Source organism: Pseudomonas morbosilactucae (assembly GCF_023241715.1).
Classification (GTDB): Bacteria; Pseudomonadota; Gammaproteobacteria; order Pseudomonadales; family Pseudomonadaceae; genus Aquipseudomonas; species Aquipseudomonas morbosilactucae.
In genome coordinates this window covers 14084-33212 of record NZ_JALQCW010000100.1, presented here as the reverse complement: position 1 = coordinate 33212, position 19129 = coordinate 14084, and the positions used below count along the sequence as shown (strand labels likewise).

The following is a 19129-nucleotide window of genomic DNA, read 5'->3' as shown; positions in this document are numbered from 1 at the left end:
CCGGGTGCAAAGCAGGCGAAGTATTGATTTAAATAAATTTATATCAGGGGGGTTGACGACCCCTCAAACCATCCATAGAATGCGCGCCACTTACAGCGTAAAGCACACAGCGAAAACGCGGTAGGGGAGTGAATGTTGTACGTGTGTCCCCTTCGTCTAGTGGCCTAGGACCACCGCCCTTTCACGGCGGTAACAGGGGTTCGAGTCCCCTAGGGGACGCCACGTTTACCCGCTCTGCGGGATTTTTAAGGGTCATTCAATTATTGAATGGCCCTTTTGTTTGTCTGGCGTTCAGCCAATTCTCTCTTTCTTCTTACCCTGTTGTTCTGACCGACGGTCACACTCAAGACTTGCGAAAATTTATTATGAATATAATATTTTATTCGTAATATTCGGAGGCAACGATGAACGATAAAAAAGCTCAAACCCGCGAACGGATTCTTCAGGCCGCCAGTTCCGCGCTGATTCAGCGCGGGCCGGCCGAGCCAAGTGTGGGCGAGGTCATGGGGGCTGCCGGTCTGACGGTCGGTGGCTTTTATGCGCACTTTGAAAGCAAGGATGCGCTGATGCTGGAGGCCTTCAGCCAGTTGCTGGCCCAGCGTCGCGGCCTGATTGCCGAGATGGACGCCGAGCTCAGTGGCGAGGAGCGGCGGGCCTTGGTCGCGGCGTTTTATCTGTCGCGCAAACACCGGGATTCCACAGAGCAAGCGTGCCCGATTCCAGCTTCGGTCGGTGAGTTGGGGCGGCTGCCGGATGGGTTTCGCCAGGCCTTGAATGAACACGTGGAACTGATGGTCGCGCAATTGGCGACCACCCCGGAAGAGGCCGACAAGGTGCTCGCCGACCTGGCCTTGATGGTCGGTGGATTGGCGTTGGCGCGGGCCTTGGGTGCGGGGGCGTTGTCGGATCGTTTGCTGCGCGCTGCCAAGTCGGCAGTGCTGTGACCTGAGGCCCAGGCCCGAGGAGATTGGCGATGAGTGCATTGACGTGGATTCGTGGGGTGAACGGTACCTTGGGCTGGGTGGCGCCGGGCCTGGTGGCCAACAAGATGCGTGTGTTGTTCATGACGCCTCGCGAGCGGCCACCGCGGGATTGGGAGTTGCCGTTGCTGGCGCGTGCCGAGCGCATGACCTTGCGCTTCGGGCTGTCGGCCCTGCGCTGGGGCCAGGGCCCCACCGTGTTGTTGATGCACGGCTGGGAAGGGCGCTCGACGCAGTTCGCCAGCCTGATCGAGGCACTGGTGGCGGCGGGCTACACCGCCGTCGCCCTGGATGGCCCGGCTCACGGGCGGTCACCGGGGCACGAGGCGAACGTGGTGCTGTTTGCGCGGGCCATGCTTGAGGCCGCAGCGGAGTTGCCACCTTTGCATGCTGTGATTGGCCACTCCATGGGCGGTGCCAGCGCCATGTTGGCCGTGCAGTTGGGGTTGCGCACCGAGACGCTGGTCAGCATCGCGGCGCCGGCGCGGATCCTCGGGGTCCTGAGTGGGTTTGCCCGCTACATGGGCATGCCGCCTCGGGCGCGTTCGGCCTTTATCCGCCGCATTGAGCGGGATGTCGGCATGCGTGCCGCCCATCTGGATGTTGCGCACTATCAACTGACCATGCCCGGGCTGATCGTGCATGCCGAAGACGACTTGTTCGTGTCGGTCAATGAGTCCGAACTGATTCATCAGGCCTGGTTCGACAGCCGCCTGCTGCGTCTGGAGCAGGGTGGGCACCAGCGGGTGCTGGCCGATCCGCGGGTGATCGAGGGGGTTTTGTCCCTGGTCAACGGCGTCAAGCGCCAGGCGCGCCAATCCGCCTGAGCTTCCGTTACACTGCCCCGGTTAAAAAACTGACCGGGAGTAGGGCATGGGCTGGGATCTGGCAACGCCATTTGTCATCGACTTGCAGGTGGCGGCTGAAGACATCGATGGATTGGGCCACGCCAACAATGCGGTGTATGTCACGTGGCTGGAGCGTTGTGCCTGGCGGCATTCACAGCGCCTGGGCCTGGACCTGACCGAGTACCGGCGCCTGGACCGGGCCATGGCGGTGGTGCGGCACGAGATCGATTACCTGGCCGCCGCCTACGAAGGCGATGAGCTGCAGTTGGCCACCTGGATCGTCGATTGGGATCAGCGGCTGAAGATGACCCGGCACTTCCAACTGGTGCGGCCGAGCGATAACACCACCTTGCTGCGAGCCCAGACCACCTTTGTCTGCATTGAGCTTTCCACGGGCAAGCCCAAGCGCATGCCGAGCGAGTTTCTGGAAGGCTATGGCCCGGCCTTGCACATCCGCCAAGAGGCGTAGAGGCGGGTAGCGGTGCGCTGGCGGGAGATGGCGTCAATCGTCGGCGAGCCGGCGCCTGCGGTGCGCTGGTTTTTCAGTGCTCGGTCAGACGAATACCTTCTGGTGTCAGAAACCCATTAAACTTCGCCACGATTTTTTGCCCGCGTTTTTTCATCGAGTGTGATTCATGCAAATTGCTTTGGCGCCCATGGAGGGGTTGGTCGACAACATCCTGCGGGACGTGTTGACCCGCGTCGGCGGTATTGACTGGTGCGTGACCGAGTTCATCCGCGTCAACGACCGCCTGCTGACCCCTGCCTATTTCCACAAGCTGGGCCCGGAACTGCTGCACGGTGCCAAGACCGCCGCCGGCGTGCCGCTGCGCGTTCAGCTGTTGGGGTCGGACCCGGTGTGCCTGGCGGAAAACGCCGCCCTGGCCTGTGAACTGGGTTCCGAAGTGATTGACCTGAACTTCGGCTGCCCGGCCAAGACCGTCAACAAGTCCCGGGGCGGGGCGGTGCTGCTTAAAGAGCCCGAGCTGCTCAATCAGATCGTCGAGCATGTACGCCGTGCGGTGCCGGCGCATATTCCGGTCACTGCCAAGATGCGCCTGGGCTTCGACAGCCCGGACGGCGCCCTGGTCTGTGCCACGGCCCTGGCGGAAGGCGGCGCGGCGCACATTGTGGTGCACGCGCGGACCAAGGCGGACGGCTACAAGCCGCCGGCCCATTGGGAGTGGATTCCGCGGGTGCAGGACGTGGTCAAGGTGCCGGTGTTCGCCAACGGCGATATCTGGAGCGTTGAAGACTGGCGCCGTTGCCGGGAAATCAGCGGCGTGGAAGACATCATGCTCGGTCGCGGCCTGGTGTCGCGCCCTGACCTGGCGCGGCAGATCGCTGCCGCACGGGCCGGTGAAGAGGTGGTGGAAATGACCTGGGCCGAGCTGCAGCCCATGCTCCAGGCGTTCTGGTTGCAGGCCGTCGAGCAACTGACGCCACGCTCGGCACCGGGGCGTTTGAAGCAATGGCTGGCCATGTTGACGCGCAATTACCCTGAAGCCGTGGAGCTGTTCACGGCCATGCGCCGGGAAACCGACCTGGATCAGGTCGGGCGTTTGCTCGGCATGCCGGACGCTGCTGCGGCCTGAAAATTTTTCAAAAAAAGCCTCTTGAAACCTGCGGGTCAATCCTTATCTCTGTGTTACGCGATGCCGAAGTCGGGTCGCGGAGATAACCACTCGCTGAGTTTCAGGAGATTGATCATGACTACCGCATTTTCTTTGGCACCACTGTTCCGTTCCTCTGTTGGCTTCGACCGTTTCAACGACCTGTTTGAATCGGCACTGCGCAACGAGCCCGGCAGCAGCTACCCGCCCTACAACGTTGAAAAACACGCTGACGACCAATACCGCATCGTCATTGCGGCCGCCGGTTTCCAGGAAGAAGACCTGGAGCTGCAAGTGGAAAAAGGCGTGTTGACCGTCAGCGGCGGCAAGCGTGACGCCAATGAAAGCGTCACTTACCTGCATCAGGGCATTGCCCAGCGGGCGTTCAAACTGTCCTTCCGCCTGGCCGACCACATCGAGGTCAAGGCCGCTGGCCTGAGCAACGGTCTGTTGAATATCGACCTGTTGCGCATCGTGCCGGAAGAGGCCAAGGCCAAGCGCATTCCGATCAATGGGGCGCAACAAGCGGTACTGCAGCACTAAGCCAGAGCGTTGACCAAGGGTTGGGTACGGGCCGTTCCCGAGCCGCCTGAGGCCCGCCCTTCAAGCCATAAAGGCCCCGACTGGTTCGGGGCCTTTTTTATGGTTTTTCCCCGTCGCCGGGCATGCGGTTTGTGTTTACCGCAGCCCGCCGGCCTCTCTACAATCGGCGCTTTTGCGGCCAGCCCTGTTCCGTTCCTCACTGGCCCGGAGTGTTTTTCATGGAAGAGACAGAACAGCATTGGCTGTACGCCCTTTCTGCGCCAATGGTTGCCCTCAACGCCAATTCAGACCCCAGCTACACCTCGGCCAGCTTTTACACCCGGCCGACCAACGTCGGGCTGGATCAGAGTTGGGGCCTGCACAACCGCCAGGAGTTGCTGGAGATGGTTCGCAGGATGACCGGCTACGGGCACGCCGGGGAGCTTGAACCGGCCTACCGGCAGTGGGCGCGCTGTCTGCCCAGTGAGTGGCAGGCCTTGCTCGACACCCTCAGCCCCCGCGACCGCACCTGTTACGAGTACGCCAGCCGCACTTATGGCGAATGCGGCCCTGGCGGGATCCAGGCCTGGGACCTGGGCCGCATGGGCTTTCTGTTGCGTTGCAGTGTGCTCAAAGGCTGGCTCGATGAGCAGGACAGCCTCTGGTTGCACAGTCGCCTGGCGGTGCGTGCGCGTTATTACTACGACAGCTGGAATCAGTACGTCGCGGCGTTCCTGGTCGGCCGTGCCTACTGGAAATGCTTGGGCAACAGCGACGAGAACCTGGGCCATGCGCTCGATCGGCAGGGCAGTTTTGCCGACAACCTCGGCATCACCCACGAATTATTCCGCGAGGCCCGGTCATTATTTGCCGAGTTGCCTTGGGGCATGCCGCTGACCTTTCCGGAGCGGCCGCCATCACTGCAGGAGTTCGACTGGTCATGACCTGCTGGATTCGCCTCGGCATCGAGCCGACCAAAGACCACGATGTGATCCGCGGTGCCTACCGGGCGCGCCTGCCCGAGCATCACCCCGAGACCGACCCGCAAGGTTTCCAGGCCCTGCGCCAGGCTTACGAAGCGGCGCTGCAATACGCTCGGCAAGCAGAAGCGGCGGCTGATAAGGCCTCTGAGGATGAGGGGATGGGCGACGACAGCCCTTTGATCGATCCCCCGCCGGATGAGGTTTCCCCGGTCCTGGCCGATTTCAACGGGTTGCTCGACGATGAGACGCGGCGCTTCGATCCTGCCGCCTGGCAAGGTTTTATCCAGCAACTCGACCAACTGCCCCTGGAGTCGCTGGAGCAGGTCAGTTGGCAGGTACTGCACACGTTGATCGATTGTGGCCCGCTGTCCTACGCCTGTGCGCGCTTGTTGGAGCGACGCCTGGGTTGGTCCAGCCAGTTGCTGCAACTGGACCTTGGTCACGCCCAGCAGATCGATCAGTTTCTCCAGCGCATCGAGCAGGACGACCCGTTCGACACCGCGCAAATGAGCCAATGGTCGCCGGCCGCGCAGGTGGAAACTCTGTGGTACACGCGCACCCTGGAGCAGTTGTACCAGCAGCGTCCGCTGCACGAGTTCGTGGCTTTTTTCAGCCAGCACACCTGCCTGCCTTTGCCCCAGGAAGAGGCCTTTGTGCAACGCCTGCTGGTGCAATGCTCCCTAGCCGGGATTGGCGGCCCAAGCCTGCTGGAACTCTGCCAGGAACGGCATCGACAGGCCCCGGATGACGCTGATGCGCTGTATCTGCTGGCCTGTCAGGCCAGTGCGTTGGGGCTGACGCATCAGGCGCTGCAGCACTGGTCGAGGCTCTGGCAGCAGCACCAGCATCCCCAGGCGGCCACGTGGTTGCTCGGGCTCTGTGCCGAGCGCCAGCCGCTTTGGCAACCTTTGTTGATCCAGGCCTTCGATCGCCTGGAAAATTTCCGCGCCTGGCCCCAGGGCCTGGGCGATGTCGAGCAGGCGTTCGGCAGCCCGTCGCAGCGGCCGGAAACCCTGGCCCGCTGGTACGGCTTGAACAATCATCGTCTCAAGGGCCTCGCCGGAGCCTTTGTCGATTGGCGCCTGGGCGCTGATGAGTGGCCGTTGCTGGCGCAGCTGTGCATCGATCAAACGGATTCGAGCCTGCAACGCTTGTATCGGCATGCCTGGGCCCTGCACCGAGGCGACGTGGCGTTGCTGCAAGCGCTGCTGGCCGAGCCCGACAGCACGGATGTGCTTGAACAACTGGTGTTGGAGGGCTTCAAGTACCAGGCCGAGCAACTGCTGTGCTGGTTGACCCAGGCGCCAGTGCCCCTGGCCCTGAAGGCGTTCCTCGAGAGCCATTCAGCCCATGCATACCTGGCCCATGAGCTCAACCAGGGCGAGCCTCGGGCGTTGTGCCTGCTCTGGCTGAAACGCTGGCGGCCCTACGAGTCGCGGGCACTGGAGCGGATTGCCGAGGTTTTCGAGCCGGCCCGGCAGAGCGCTGAGGGCAGTGAGCTGGAGCTCTGGATCGACCTGGGCCGTCAGGGTGTGTACTTGCCGACGATGTCGTCCGCCCAGGACGCCTGGTCTTGGCATCGCCAGACCCTGTTTCTCACCGGTCTGTTGCAGCAACCCGAGCGCTGGCTGGAACTGACCGGCCTCGATAGCCTCGCCAGCTTGACGGTGACTGCGAGCCATCCTTTGGCTCGCCTGTTGTCGGTGTTGCAGCGTTTACCGGCGGAGCAAAGCGGCCTGTTCGGTCTGCTCGGCTGGCTGGACAGCAAGGACCCGGTGCAAAGCCTGCTGGCCCAGCGCCTGATGAGCGTGCAGCAAGCCCTCGACAGCCCAAGGTTGCCGAGCAACCTGGCGCTGTACACCTGCTACCTCAGCGATGACCAGCCCTTCAATGACGAGGCCCTGGGCACCTTGCTGTTTTGGGGCGTGCTGTACCAGGACCCGCTGCTGGACGCCGAGCAGCATCGGGCTTTGCTCAAGGACATTGCCCGGGTCACCAGCGACGGTGACTGGTTCGAGGCCTTCCGTGACGGGTTGATCAAGGGCCAGCCAAGCCGGCCGCCGCTCACGGTGCTGGAAGCCGACGGCATTGACAGCAGCGCCTTCAGCCTGGCGGTGAACACCCTCAATGGCTTGGTGCGATACGGCAGCGCCGGCGTTCCACGGCGCAAACTGCTGCAAAAACTGCAGCGGGCCAAGGACGATACGGCCCACAGCATCGGCTTGCGCTTTGCGCTGACCGCCTTGCTGTCCTGGTGCGAACGCTTGCTGTTGGCCAAGGCCGACACTCAACCGGCTTCGCCGCTGGCCATGTGGCGTCTGGGCACGCGCCTGGCGCAGGGGCCGTTCTTCTGGCAGGTGCTGGGCTGTGGGCTGCTGACTCCCTGGGCGGCGCTGATGTGTGGCAGCGTGCCGCTGGGCCTGGCGATTCTGCTGTTGGGGGTGTTGGCGCTATTTGGCGTTTGTTTGCGTCGTTTGCACGACATGGGCCGGGGACTGCCCACGCTGTTGATCTGCCTGGTGCTAACCCCGGCGCTGCCCTTCCTGCCGTTGCTGATGCTGGTGGCGCCCAGTGACAGCCTGCCCAACCGTTACGGCGTGCCGCCCAACGGTGATCGGAATGCCTTGCAGGGTGGCCTGCAGGCGGCGTTGCGCCGCCTGAATGGCTGAGGGGCTCAGAGCCGCAGTTCGTCCAGGGTGTCGTTGAGGCGCTGGCGCAGGCTGCTGATGTCCGGGGCGTGCTGGCGACCCAGGACGCTGTTGAACTGCTCCAGCCAGGCGCCGATCTGCGCGCGCTCATCGCCCAGGCTCTGCATCCAGGCCCGTTCCAGGCGGGCCACCAGGGTGCGGTTGGGCAAGGCGTCGCGGGGGTGGATTTTCAGCGCCGCCAGCCGTTCATGGCTGTTCTGCCGGGCTTGCAGGTCAAGGCCGGTGGGGCTGCGGTCGATGCTGTGGCTGTGGCGCTCGCCGTTGGCCAGCAGGGTCACGTCCACTTCGAGCAAGCCGTTGATGTCGTAGCTGAAGCGCACATCCAGGGCCTGGATCTCCCCGGTGGGCGGCAGCGGCACATCGAAACCGTCGATAAAGATGTTGTCCCGTACCCAAGGGCGTTCGCCCTGATAGACCTGGATCCGGATCAGCTTCTGCTGCGCATGGGTGCTGTAGAAGCGCTGCACCCGTGAGGTGGGAATCACCGTATTGCGTTCTATGATCGGCGAGAAGGCGCCACTGACGTCATCACCGCGCACCGAGGAAATCCCCAGGGTGTAGGGGCAGACGTCAGTCAGGATCAGTTCCTCGATGGCTTGGTCCCGGGCTTTGCAGGCGGCCTGGCTGGCGGCACCCAGGGCGACGATGGTGTCCGGGTCGAGGTGGCGGTACGGCAAACGTCCGAACAGCGTGGCCACCAGTTGTTGCACCGCCGGCATGCGCGTGGCACCGCCCACCAGCACCAGGCTGTCGAGGTCCCGGGGGCGCAGCCGGGCATCGCGCAGGGCTTGTTCGATCGGTGCGCGCAGGCGGGCCAGCAGGGGTTCGTAGATTTTCAGCGCCCGGGCTTCATCCAGGGCCCATTCGCGCGTACCGCCCAGGCCATTCCAGCTCAGCGTCTGCGGGCCTTCGCCGAGTGTGCACTTGAGCTGTTCGAGGGCATCACCGAGGCTGGCCAGCGCCTGGGCATCCAGGCTGGCCGAGCTCAGTTGCCAGTCCTTGAGGCAGGCTTGCAGCAGGGCAGCGGTGAAGTCTTCGCCGCCGAGGAAGTTATCGCCGGTGGAGGCGTGGACTTCGATCAGCGGCAAGGCGTACTCAAGCACAGTGACGTCGAAGGTGCCGCCGCCCAAGTCGAAGATCAGGGTGCGTTCGAACTTCTGCTCATGCAGGCCGTAGGCCATGGCGGCAGCGGTGGGTTCGTTGATCAGGCGCTGGACCTTGAGGCCCGCCAGTTCGGCGGCAAAGATCGTGCGCTTGCGCTGTTCGTCGCTGAAGTACGCCGGGACCGAGATCACCGCTTCGCTGACCGGGCGCCCGAGCCAGGCTTCGGCGTCTTGCTTGAGGGCGCCGAGCACCAGGGCCGACAACTCCTCGGGGCTGAAGGATTGGCCGCCGAGTTCGAAGCGCTTGTCGCTGCCCATAAAGCGCTTGAACGCTGCCACCGTGCGTTCCGGGTGCGTGGTCAGGCGCGCCCTGGCGGCCTTGCCCACCAGGATGCTGCCGTCTTCGTCGAGGCTGACCACTGAGGGCGTCAGCACCTCGCCGAGGGCATTGGGGATCAGTTGGGCCTGAGCGTCCTGCCAGATGGCGATCAGGCTGTTGGTGGTGCCCAGGTCAATGCCGAGCAAGGGGCTGGGGGAGGGGATTGCATCCTGCATCTGGGCTCTCTTGCGTAAGGTGCCGCCGACAAACGGCTCGGCGCGGCGAAAAAAGCGACCCTACAGGTTGCCTGAAAACCTGGCAATCGCCGCGCCGCCGCGGGTATCAAGCCGGGGCGCGGAGGATGGGGCGGCAAGGGCGCGATTAACGCAGCAGCAACCTGAAGGCCGAGAGCGGCAGGGGCCGGCTGTGCAGGTAGCCCTGGTACAGGTGGCAGTCCAGGCCCTGGAGAAACTCCAGTTGTTGTGGGGTTTCCACGCCTTCGGCGATGACCTTGAGTTGCAGGCTGCGGGCCATGGCGACAATGGCGCGGATGATTTCCGCGTCGTTCGGGTCGTGGGTGGCATCGCGAACAAACGACTGGTCGATTTTCAGGGTGTCCACCGGCAGGCGCTTGAGGTACGTCAGGGAGGAATAGCCGGTGCCGAAATCATCCATGGCAAAGCTGATGCCGAGCTTCTTCAGGCGACGCATCTTGTTGATGGTGTCTTCCAGGTTCTGGATCACGATGCCTTCGGTGATTTCCAGCTTCAGCAACGCAGACGGCAGCCGGTAGTGATGCAGGCAGTGCTCGATGCGCTCGACAAAATCGCTTTGGCGAAACTGCCGCGGGCTGATGTTCACGCACAGGCTGAAATGCAGGGGGTCGATCAGCCCTTCAGCGATCAGTTGGCTGAAGGCCAGGCAGGCTTCGTCGAGGATCCAGGTGCCGACCTCAAGGATCAGCCCGCTGTCTTCCAGGACCTTGATGAACTCGGTGGGCGATTGCGCCCCCAGTTCCGGGTGCTGCCAGCGCACCAGGGCTTCGGCTCCGACGATGCGGTTGTCCCGGGCGTCGACCTGGGGCTGGAAATGCACGCTGAATTCGCCGCGGGTGAGGGCCAGGCGCAGGTCGGTCTCCATGCGCAGGCGCTCACTGGCGGCTTTTTGCATGGTGCTGTGGAACATCTGGGTGGTGTTGCGCCCGGAATCCTTGGCCCGATACAGGGCGATGTCGGCACGTTTGAGCAGGTCGGTGGGGGTCGAACCGTGATCGGGGATCAGCGCCACGCCAATGCTCGGGGTGACTTGCAGGCGTTGGCCGTCGAGGAACATCGGCTCCGACAGCAGTTCGCGCAGGGTGCCGGCCAGCTCGCGGACCTGTTCGCTGACCTCGCTGCGGGTGCCTTCCAGGCCGCTGAGCAGGACCACGAACTCGTCGCCGCCCAGGCGCGCCACGGTGTCTTCCATGCGCACGCTGGCCTCGAGCCGGGCAGTGATGATTTTCAGCACGGTATCGCCCACTGGGTGGCCGAGGGAGTCGTTGATGTGCTTGAAGTGGTCCAGGTCGAGGAACAACAGGGCGCCCCGCAGGTTGTGGCGTTTGAGCAGGGCGATCTGCTGGCTCAGACGGTCCATCAGCAGCGCGCGGTTGGGCAGGTTGGTCAGCGGGTCGTGATAGGCCAGGTGGCGGATTTGCGCCTGGGCGTTCTTCAATAGGCTGATATCACGGGCGGTCAGCAGCAGGCAGGCGGTTTCATTCAGGGTGATGGGCTCCACCGAGACCTCGACCGTGAGGATTTCCCCGCGCTTGTTGCGCCCGAGCATTTCCAGGTGATGCACCCGGCCCTTGAGCTTGAGTTCGGCCATCAGCAGCGCCAATTGGCTTTCCTCGGCCCACAAGCCGACCCGGTACAGGGTGCGGCCGATGACTTCCTCGCTGCGGTAGCCGGTCAGGCGGCAGAAACCGTCATTGACCTCCAGGTAGCGCCCGGTCTCGCGTTCGGTGATGGTGATGGCGTCGGGGCTGGAGTGAAAAGCCTTGGCGAATTTTTCCTCGCTGGCCTTCAGGGCCGCTTCGGAACGTTGCTGCTGGGTGATGTCGCGCAGGGTGGTGACGATGCAGGGCTGCTTGTCCACGGTGATCTGGCGGCTGGAAATGATGCAGGTTAGGGCTTCGCCGTTCTTGTGGTGCACCACCACCGCGACATTGTTCAGGGCCTGCTCGCGGATCACCTGCTGGACCCGCTGCAGACGCTGGGCGGAGTCGTCCCAGAGGCCGATCTGCTCGGCGCTGCGGTTGAGCACCTCGTCGACCGTCCAGCCGAAGGTCTGGGTGAAGCTGGAATTGATCTCGATGAACTGCCCGGTTTCCAGAAGCGTCACGCAGATCGGGTCGGGGCTGACCTGGAACAGGCTGGCGAATTTTTCCTCGGAGGTGATCAGGCGCTGCTCGCGCTCCACCTGCTCGGTGATGTCCAGCAGGGTGCCGGCCATGCGCAGTGGGTTGCCTTGCTCGTCGCGATACAGGCGGGCGCGGCTCTCCAGGTAACGGGAGCTGCCGTCGCCCAGTTGCACCCGGTAGGTCAGTTGGTAATTGCCGGCTGGGCCTTCACGCAGGCTGCGGTAGGCGTTGCGCATGGTGTCGCGTTCTTCATCGGGCACGCCTTCGAAAAACGCCTCGAAGGATTCATGGAATGGTACCGGCTCCAGGCCATGCAACTGCGCGGCCCGGGCCGAGCCGTAGAGCAGGCCGCTGGGGATGTGCCAGTCCCAGGTGCCCAATTGCGCCGAGTCCAGGGCCAGGTCCAGGCGTTCCTGGCTGTCTTTCAGGGCCTGCTCGGAGCGTTTGCGTTCGCTGGTGTCGAGGAAGGTGCTGAGCAGGTAGGCCTGGCCTTCCAGTTCGACCTTCTGTGCACTGAGGATGCCGTCGTGGATCTGGCCGTTGCTGGCTTGCAGCTGGACTTCCAGGCTGGCGGCCTGGCCCTTCTTCTGTACTGCCTTGATCAGCTGCGCACGCTGCTCCGGGTTGACCCACAGGCCGATTTCCAGGGTGGTGCGGCCAATCACGTCCTGGGCCGGCCAGCCAAACAGGCTTTCGAAGTAACGGTTGGCTTCGCTGATCAGGCCGTCTTCCAGGCGGGTCAGCAGCACCATGTTGGGGCATAGGTGAAACAGGGTGGCGAAGCGTTTTTCCGAGCTGCTGAGGGCCGCTTCCCGCTGGCGCTGGTGGGTGATTTCGCGGATGACCCCGATCATTCGCGGCTTTCCGTGTTTGTCCGGCAACACGCTGCCATTGATTTCCAGCCAGTGCAGGCTGCCATCGGGCCAGCGGATGCGGTGATGCATGGCGTGTTCCAGCGGCGCCCCGGCCAGCACCGAATGGAAGGCGCGGACGGTCCGGGCCCGGTCTTCCACGGCCAGCAGGTCAAGGTATTCGAGGTTTTCCGGCAGGGGCTGGCGCGGATCGAAGCCGAACAACGCCTGGGTGCCTCGGGACCAACTGATCTGCCCGCTCTCGATGTCCCAATACCAGGCGCCCAACCGCGCGCCGTTCAGCGCCGCGAGCAGTTGCGGAGCGCTTTCCCAGCTTTGCTCCGACTCCTTGGGATCGACGGCATGAATGCGTGGCATGGGAGGCATACGATCAGCGGGTTTGGGCATGGGCAGCAGGCCTAGAGCGGTTTAGTGCATTGGGCTCAGCGGGTTCCAGTGACCAGCGGGAAAGCACAGCTTAGGCCGGGGCTCCTATTGCCTGAGTCCCTGGCAAATCGACTTGTGCATCCAGTAAGGCCATGAAAGCCCGCGCGGCATTCGACAGCGTCCGTTCGGTGTGCAGGATATAGCCTAGCTGGCGTGTGAGTTGTATGCCTGGCAATGGAATGCGCGCCACCTGATCGTCGAGCATGGTGCGTGGCAAGACGCTCCAGGCCAGGCCAATGGAGACCATCATCTTGATGGTTTCCAGGTAGTTGGTGCTCATGGCGATGTTCGGGGTCAGCCCCTGGGCTTCGAACAGGCGCTGCACAATATGGTGGGTAAAGGTGTTACCGCCGGGGAACACCGCCGGGTGCAGGGCAATGTCCGCCAGGCTGACCTGGCCGTTGCTGAGCAGCGGGTGTTCCGGGGCGGCGACGAAATCCAGCGGGTCGGTCCACACCGGGGTGGCCTTGACCAGGCTATGGGGCTCGGGGGCCAGGGTGATCACCGCCAGTTCGGCCCGGCCATGGAGGATTTCTTCATAGGCCACTTCCGAGTCCAGGAACTGGATGTCCAGAGCCACGTCCGGGTATTGCCGGGTAAAGGCCCGCAGCAGGGGCGGCAAGCGGTGCAGGCCGATGTGGTGACTGGTGGCCAGGGTCAGGCGCCCGCTGACTTCGCCGGTGAGGTTGGTCAGGGCCCGACGGGTGTCATCCAGCACGTTGATGATCTGGTAGGCCCGGGGCAGCAGGGCGCGGCCGGCCTCGGTCAAGCCGATCTCCCGCCCCAGGCGGTCGAACAGGCGCACATTGAGTTGTTGCTCCAGCCCGGCGATGCGCTTGCTGATGGCCGGCTGCGTCAGGTGCAGGCGTTCACCGGCGCCGGAAAAGCTGCCCGTCTCGGCAATGGCGATAAAGGCATTGAGGTTGGCCAGGTCCATGGTCGTATTCCAGTTGGTTATCCAAAGCATGAAAAATATGAATTTGAGTTATTTAATGTAACGCCATAGCATCAGCCTCACAAGCCAAGGGGTTATTGAGAGGTGTCAGCAATGACCCGGGGCATAGAAACAAGCTGATGAGGAAACGTCTGATGGCCGGCAAAACGCTCTACGACAAGCTCTGGGATTCGCATTTGGTCAAACAGCGCGACGATGGTTCGGCGCTGATCTACATCGATCGTCACATCATCCACGAAGTGACCTCGCCGCAAGCCTTTGAAGGCCTGCGCCTGGCCGGGCGCAAGCCGTGGCGTATCGATGCCAACATCGCCACCCCGGACCACAACGTACCGACCACGCCGGAGCGCAAGGGCGGGATCGAAGCGATTGCCGACCAGGTTTCGCGCCTGCAGGTGCAGACCCTCGATGACAACTGTGATGAATACGGCATCGTCGAATTCAAGATGAACGACGTGCGCCAGGGCATCGTCCACGTGATCGGCCCGGAGCAGGGCGCGACCTTGCCTGGCATGACCGTGGTTTGCGGCGACTCCCACACCTCGACCCACGGTGCGTTCGGCGCCTTGGCCCACGGCATCGGCACGTCCGAGGTGGAGCATGTGCTCGCCACCCAGTGCCTGGTGGCCAAGAAAATGAAGAACATGCTGGTGTCGGTTGAAGGCACCTTGCCCTTTGGCGTGACGGCCAAGGACATTGTGCTCGCAGTGATCGGCAAGATCGGCACCGCCGGCGGCAACGGCCACGCCATCGAATTCGCCGGCAGCGCGATTCGCGAGCTGTCGGTCGAAGGCCGCATGACCATCTGCAACATGTCCATCGAAGCCGGTGCCCGTGTGGGTCTGGTAGCCGCGGACGAAAAGACCGTGGCTTACGTCAAGGGTCGCCCGTTCGCCCCGAAAGGCGAGGAATGGGACCTGGCCGTCGAGGCCTGGAAAGACCTGGTGTCTGATGCCGATGCCAAGTTCGACACCGTTGTCGAACTCGATGCGGCGCAGATCAAGCCGCAAGTCAGCTGGGGCACTTCGCCGGAAATGGTCCTCGCCGTGGATCAGAGCGTGCCGGACCCGGCCAAGGAAATGGATCTGGTCAAGCGTGACTCCATCGTCCGTGCCTTGAAATACATGGGTTTGACCGCCAACCAAGCGATCACCGACATCCAGCTGGATCGGGTTTTCATCGGTTCGTGCACCAACTCGCGGATCGAAGACTTGCGTGCCGCGGCGGTGATTGCCAAGGGTCGCAAAGTGGCCTCCACCATCAAGCAGGCGATCGTTGTGCCGGGTTCAGGCCTGGTCAAGGCTCAGGCCGAGTCGGAAGGCCTGGACAAGATCTTCCTCGAAGCCGGTTTCGAATGGCGTGAGCCGGGTTGCTCGATGTGCCTGGCGATGAACCCGGACCGCCTGGAGTCCGGCGAGCATTGCGCGTCGACCTCCAACCGCAACTTCGAAGGGCGCCAGGGTGCCGGTGGGCGTACCCACCTGGTGAGCCCGGCCATGGCCGCCGCCGCCGCCGTCACCGGCCGTTTCGTCGACGTCCGTGAATTGATCTAAGGAGCGCAGCATGAAAGCTTTTACCCAGCACACCGGTCTTGTCGCGCCTTTGGATCGTGCCAACGTCGACACCGACCAGATCATTCCCAAGCAATTCCTCAAGTCGATCAAGCGCACCGGCTTTGGTCCGAACCTGTTCGACGAGTGGCGTTACCTGGACGTGGGGCAGCCCTATCAGGACAACTCCAAGCGTCCGTTGAACAAAGATTTTGTGTTGAACGCCGAGCGTTACCAAGGTGCCAGCGTGTTGCTGGCACGGGAAAACTTCGGTTGCGGCTCCAGCCGTGAACACGCGCCTTGGGCCCTGGAAGAGTACGGTTTCCGTAGCATCATCGCGCCGAGCTATGCCGACATCTTCTTCAACAACAGCTTCAAGAACGGCCTGTTGCCGATCATTTTGAGCGACGCAGAAGTGGACGAACTGTTCCAGCAGGTCGAAGGCAACCCGGGTTACCAGTTGCAGATCGACCTGGCTGCCCAGACCGTGACCCGTCCTGACGGCAAAGTGCTGAGCTTCGAGATCGACGCGTTCCGCAAGCATTGCCTGCTCAATGGCCTCGACGACATCGGCCTGACTTTGCAGGACGGCGACGCCATCGCCACCTTTGAAGCCAAGCACCGGGCCAGCCAGCCCTGGTTGTTCCGCGACGCCTGATTGCCTGATCGCCGGCAAGCCGGCTCCTACGGATTTGTGGTGTAGGAGCTGGCTTGCCAGCGAACGCTGCACCCCCTGTCAAACAAGGACTCCACCATGACCAGCAACGCCCACAGCCAAGTGGTACAAAAGCAGTTTGGTGAACAGGCCTCGGCCTACCTGAGCAGCGCCGTGCACGCCCAGGGTGCCGAGTTTGCCCTGTTGCAGGCGGCGCTGGCCGGCCAGGGCCATGCCCGGGTGCTGGACCTGGGCTGTGGCGCGGGTCACGTCAGCTTTCATGTGGCGCCGCTGGTCAAGGAGGTTGTGGCTTACGACCTCTCCCAGCAGATGCTGGATGTGGTGGCGGGCGCGGCGGGGGAGCGCGGGTTGGGGAATATCCAGACCGTGCTCGGCGCCGCTGAGCGGTTGCCCTTTGCCGATGGCGAATTCGATTTCGTGTTCAGCCGCTATTCGGCGCACCATTGGAGCGACCTGGGGCTGGCCTTGCGGGAAGTGCGTCGGGTCTTGAAGCCGGGCGGCGTGGCGGCCTTTATCGACGTCATGTCTCCGGGCAGTCCGTTGCTCGATACCTACCTGCAAAGCGTCGAAGTGCTGCGCGACACCAGCCATGTGCGCGATTATTCGGCCGGCGAGTGGTTGCGTCAGGTCAGCGAAGCGGGTTTGCATACCCGCAGCAGCGCTCGTCAGCGCCTGCGTCTGGAGTACAACTCCTGGGTAGAACGCATGCGCACGCCGGCGGCTTTGCGTGTGGCGATTCGCGAGCTGCAGCAGGCGATGGGCAATGAAGTGCGCGAATATTTTGAGATTGAGGCCGATGGTTCGTTCAGTACTGATGTACTGGTGCTGTGGGCCGAGCGATAACATTTTTCCGGGTGCGCCTGCGGGCGCGCCGACAGAGCAAACGAGGAACGCATGAGCAAGCAGATTCTGATTCTCCCCGGTGACGGTATTGGCCCGGAAATCATGGCCGAAGCGGTCAAGGTGCTGGAGCTGGCCAATGACAAGTACAGCCTGGGCTTCGAGCTGAGCCACGACGTGATCGGTGGCGCGGCCATCGACCAGCACGGCGTGCCCCTGGCCGATGAAACCCTGGACCGTGCCCGTGCCGCCGATGCGGTGCTGCTGGGCGCCGTGGGTGGCCCGAAGTGGGACAAGATCGAGCGTGACATCCGCCCTGAGCGCGGCCTGCTGAAAATCCGTGCGCAACTGGGCCTGTTCGGCAACCTGCGTCCGGCGATTCTCTACCCGCAACTGGCCGATGCTTCGAGCCTCAAGCCTGAAATCGTGTCCGGCCTGGACATCCTCATCGTTCGCGAGCTGACCGGCGGCATCTACTTCGGCGCCCCGCGCGGCACCCGCGAGCTGGAAAATGGCGAGCGTCAGTCCTACGACACCCTGCCGTATAGCGAGAGCGAAATCCGCCGTATCGCCCGTGTCGGTTTCGACATGGCGCGCGTGCGTGGCAAGAAGCTGTGCTCGGTGGACAAGGCCAACGTCCTGGCTTCCAGCCAGCTGTGGCGCGAAGTGGTCGAGCAAGTGGCCCAGGACTACCCGGACGTCGAGCTGAGCCACATGTACGTGGATAATGCCGCCATGCAGTTGGTGCGGGCGCCGAAGCAGTTCGACGTGATCGTCACTGACAATATGTTCGGTGACATCCTCTCCGACGAAGCCTCGATGCTCACCGGTTCCATCGGCATGCTGCCGTCGGCCTCCCTGGATGCCAACAACAAAGGCATGTACGAGCCGTGCCACGGTTCGGCGCCGGACATCGCCGGGCAAGGCATTGCCAACCCGTTGGCGACCATCCTCTCGGTCTCGATGATGCTGCGTTACAGCTTCAACCTGCACGAAGCGGCGGACGCCATTGAGAAGGCCGTGAGCCTGGTGCTGGACCAAGGTTTGCGCACGGGCGACATCTGGTCGGCCGGTTGTGAAAAGGTAGGTACGCAGGAAATGGGCGATGCAGTAGTCGCCGCGCTGCGGAATCTGTAATCTTTCGGGCCCACCGCACAGACGGTGGCCCACTTTTGTATAGGTGTAGTTGCGATGAAACGTGTAGGTCTGATCGGTTGGCGCGGTATGGTCGGTTCCGTGCTCATGCAGCGGATGCTGGAAGAGCAGGACTTCGATCTTATTGAACCGGTGTTTTTCACCACTTCCAATGTCGGTGGCCAGGGTCCGTCGGTGGGCAAGGATATTGCTCCGCTCAAGGACGCCTACAACATTGATGAGCTGAAAACCCTCGACGTGATTCTGACCTGCCAGGGTGGCGACTACACCAGCGAAGTCTTCCCCAAGCTGCGCGAAGCCGGCTGGCAGGGCTACTGGATCGACGCGGCGTCCAGCCTGCGTATGCAGGACGATGCGGTGATCATCCTGGACCCGGTGAACCGCAAGGTCATCGACCAGCAACTGGATGCTGGCACCAAGAACTACATCGGTGGCAACTGCACCGTCAGCCTGATGCTGATGGGCCTGGGCGGCTTGTTCGAAGCCGGCCTGGTGGAGTGGATGAGTGCCATGACTTATCAGGCGGCCTCCGGTGCCGGCGCGCAGAACATGCGTGAGCTGATCAAGCAAATGGGGGCGACCCACGCGGCCGTCGCTGATGACCTGGCCAACCCGGCCAGCGCCATCCTCGACATCGACCGCAAAGTGGCCGAAGCCATGCGCAGCGATGCCTACCCGACCGAGAACTTCGGCGTGCCCCTGGCCGGCAGCCTGATTCCGTGGATCGACAAGGAGCTGCCTAACGGCCAGAGCCGCGAAGAGTGGAAGGCCCAGGCCGAAACCAACAAGATCCTCGGTCGCTTCAAGAGCCCGATCCCGGTGGACGGTATCTGCGTACGTATCGGCGCCATGCGCTGCCACAGCCAGGCACTGACCATCAAGCTCAACAAAGATGTGCCGATCGCCGACATCGAAGGGCTGATCAGCCAGCACAACCCGTGGGTCAAGCTGGTGCCGAACCAGCGTGATATCAGCATGCAGGAGCTGAGCCCTACCAAGGTCACCGGCACCCTGAACATTCCGGTGGGGCGTCTGCGTAAACTGAACATGGGCTCGCAGTTCCTCGGCGCGTTCACCGTAGGCGACCAGCTGCTGTGGGGCGCGGCCGAACCGCTGCGCCGCATGCTGCGGATTCTGCTGGAGCGTTGATCCACTGAGCGTCTGAAAAAGCCCGCGCC

15 protein-coding genes and 1 tRNA gene are annotated in these 19129 nt (G+C 63.1%); 13 read left to right on the top strand and 3 right to left on the bottom strand.

The genetic code is table 11. From position 1 onward, the window contains the following. Nucleotides 1-145: 145 nt before the first annotated feature. The 8 genes from M1B34_RS31140 (at nucleotide 146) to M1B34_RS31105 (ending at nucleotide 7615) form a co-directional block, all read left to right on the top strand. Nucleotides 146-222: transfer RNA gene (locus M1B34_RS31140), tRNA-Glu, on the top strand. Between the two features lie 182 nt (nucleotides 223-404). Then, nucleotides 405-944 (top strand): TetR/AcrR family transcriptional regulator, encoded by a 540-nt coding sequence (locus M1B34_RS31135; RefSeq protein WP_268267120.1) that lies wholly within the window; start codon nucleotides 405-407, stop codon nucleotides 942-944. Nucleotides 945-973: 29 nt separating this feature from the next. Beyond that, the gene (locus M1B34_RS31130; protein WP_123330787.1) at nucleotides 974-1807 is read left to right on the top strand and encodes an alpha/beta fold hydrolase; all 834 of its coding nucleotides are present in this window, start codon (nucleotides 974-976) and stop codon (nucleotides 1805-1807) included. A 46-nt stretch (nucleotides 1808-1853) separates the two neighbouring features. Next, complete coding sequence (locus M1B34_RS31125; RefSeq protein WP_123330789.1) at nucleotides 1854-2297, top strand: acyl-CoA thioesterase; 444 nt, start codon at nucleotides 1854-1856, stop codon at nucleotides 2295-2297. 166 nt (nucleotides 2298-2463) lie between these two features. Beyond that, a complete protein-coding gene (locus tag M1B34_RS31120) occupies nucleotides 2464-3423 on the top strand; it encodes a tRNA dihydrouridine synthase (RefSeq protein WP_268261903.1) in 960 nt (319 codons plus the stop codon). 114 nt (nucleotides 3424-3537) lie between these two features. Next, nucleotides 3538-3984 (top strand): Hsp20 family protein, encoded by a 447-nt coding sequence (locus M1B34_RS31115; RefSeq protein ID WP_123330793.1) that lies wholly within the window; start codon nucleotides 3538-3540, stop codon nucleotides 3982-3984. Nucleotides 3985-4202: 218 nt separating this feature from the next. Then, nucleotides 4203-4907, top strand: a complete 705-nt coding sequence (locus M1B34_RS31110; protein ID WP_268267119.1) for a DUF1266 domain-containing protein — start codon at nucleotides 4203-4205, stop codon at nucleotides 4905-4907. Beyond that, complete coding sequence (locus tag M1B34_RS31105; RefSeq protein ID WP_268267118.1) at nucleotides 4904-7615, top strand: DUF805 domain-containing protein; 2712 nt, start codon at nucleotides 4904-4906, stop codon at nucleotides 7613-7615. Before M1B34_RS31110 ends, M1B34_RS31105 begins: the two co-directional genes overlap by 4 nt. Nucleotides 7616-7620: 5 nt before the next feature. On the opposite strand, the gene M1B34_RS31100 is transcribed toward M1B34_RS31105, so the two are convergent. From M1B34_RS31100 to M1B34_RS31090, 3 genes are all read right to left on the bottom strand, one after another. Next, a complete protein-coding gene (locus M1B34_RS31100; protein ID WP_268261900.1) occupies nucleotides 7621-9312 on the bottom strand; it encodes a molecular chaperone HscC in 1692 nt (563 codons plus the stop codon). A gap of 145 nt (nucleotides 9313-9457) precedes the next feature. Further along, a complete protein-coding gene (locus M1B34_RS31095; protein ID WP_123330801.1) occupies nucleotides 9458-12736 on the bottom strand; it encodes an EAL domain-containing protein in 3279 nt (1092 codons plus the stop codon). Between the two features lie 70 nt (nucleotides 12737-12806). Beyond that, a complete protein-coding gene (locus M1B34_RS31090) occupies nucleotides 12807-13712 on the bottom strand; it encodes a LysR family transcriptional regulator (RefSeq protein WP_268267117.1) in 906 nt (301 codons plus the stop codon). 152 nt (nucleotides 13713-13864) lie between these two features. On the opposite strand from M1B34_RS31090, the gene leuC reads away from it, so the two are divergent. The 5 genes from leuC to asd all read left to right on the top strand — a co-directional run bounded on the left by leuC (nucleotide 13865) and on the right by asd (nucleotide 19100). Next, complete coding sequence (gene leuC / locus M1B34_RS31085) at nucleotides 13865-15283, top strand: 3-isopropylmalate dehydratase large subunit (RefSeq protein WP_268267116.1); 1419 nt, start codon at nucleotides 13865-13867, stop codon at nucleotides 15281-15283. 10 nt (nucleotides 15284-15293) lie between these two features. Continuing rightward, on the top strand, nucleotides 15294-15938 hold the full coding sequence (leuD, locus tag M1B34_RS31080) for a 3-isopropylmalate dehydratase small subunit (protein ID WP_268261899.1): 645 nt from the start codon (nucleotides 15294-15296) through the stop codon (nucleotides 15936-15938). Between the two features lie 96 nt (nucleotides 15939-16034). Next, nucleotides 16035-16799, top strand: coding sequence for a class I SAM-dependent methyltransferase (locus M1B34_RS31075; RefSeq protein ID WP_268267115.1), 765 nt, complete (start codon nucleotides 16035-16037; stop codon nucleotides 16797-16799). A gap of 51 nt (nucleotides 16800-16850) precedes the next feature. Then, complete coding sequence (gene leuB / locus M1B34_RS31070; RefSeq protein ID WP_123330809.1) at nucleotides 16851-17933, top strand: 3-isopropylmalate dehydrogenase; 1083 nt, start codon at nucleotides 16851-16853, stop codon at nucleotides 17931-17933. Between the two features lie 54 nt (nucleotides 17934-17987). Then, nucleotides 17988-19100, top strand: coding sequence for an aspartate-semialdehyde dehydrogenase (gene asd, locus M1B34_RS31065; protein WP_268261897.1), 1113 nt, complete (start codon nucleotides 17988-17990; stop codon nucleotides 19098-19100). Nucleotides 19101-19129: the final 29 nt, after the last annotated feature.

Bases quoted from the DNA above. Each gene is read 5' to 3' on its own strand.
- M1B34_RS31135 (WP_268267120.1), top strand. From the start codon at position 405: ATGAACGATAAAAAAGCTCAAACCCGCGAACGGATTCTTCAGGCCGCC.
- M1B34_RS31130 (WP_123330787.1), top strand. From the start codon at position 974: ATGAGTGCATTGACGTGGATTCGTGGGGTGAACGGTACCTTGGGCTGG.
- M1B34_RS31125 (WP_123330789.1), top strand. From the start codon at position 1,854: ATGGGCTGGGATCTGGCAACGCCATTTGTCATCGACTTGCAGGTGGCG.
- M1B34_RS31120 (WP_268261903.1), top strand. From the start codon at position 2,464: ATGCAAATTGCTTTGGCGCCCATGGAGGGGTTGGTCGACAACATCCTG.
- M1B34_RS31115 (WP_123330793.1), top strand. From the start codon at position 3,538: ATGACTACCGCATTTTCTTTGGCACCACTGTTCCGTTCCTCTGTTGGC.
- M1B34_RS31110 (WP_268267119.1), top strand. From the start codon at position 4,203: ATGGAAGAGACAGAACAGCATTGGCTGTACGCCCTTTCTGCGCCAATG.
- M1B34_RS31105 (WP_268267118.1), top strand. From the start codon at position 4,904: ATGACCTGCTGGATTCGCCTCGGCATCGAGCCGACCAAAGACCACGAT.
- M1B34_RS31100 (WP_268261900.1), bottom strand. From the start codon at position 9,312: ATGCAGGATGCAATCCCCTCCCCCAGCCCCTTGCTCGGCATTGACCTG.
- M1B34_RS31095 (WP_123330801.1), bottom strand. From the start codon at position 12,736: ATGCCCAAACCCGCTGATCGTATGCCTCCCATGCCACGCATTCATGCC.
- M1B34_RS31090 (WP_268267117.1), bottom strand. From the start codon at position 13,712: ATGGACCTGGCCAACCTCAATGCCTTTATCGCCATTGCCGAGACGGGC.
- leuC (WP_268267116.1), top strand. From the start codon at position 13,865: ATGGCCGGCAAAACGCTCTACGACAAGCTCTGGGATTCGCATTTGGTC.
- leuD (WP_268261899.1), top strand. From the start codon at position 15,294: ATGAAAGCTTTTACCCAGCACACCGGTCTTGTCGCGCCTTTGGATCGT.
- M1B34_RS31075 (WP_268267115.1), top strand. From the start codon at position 16,035: ATGACCAGCAACGCCCACAGCCAAGTGGTACAAAAGCAGTTTGGTGAA.
- leuB (WP_123330809.1), top strand. From the start codon at position 16,851: ATGAGCAAGCAGATTCTGATTCTCCCCGGTGACGGTATTGGCCCGGAA.
- asd (WP_268261897.1), top strand. From the start codon at position 17,988: ATGAAACGTGTAGGTCTGATCGGTTGGCGCGGTATGGTCGGTTCCGTG.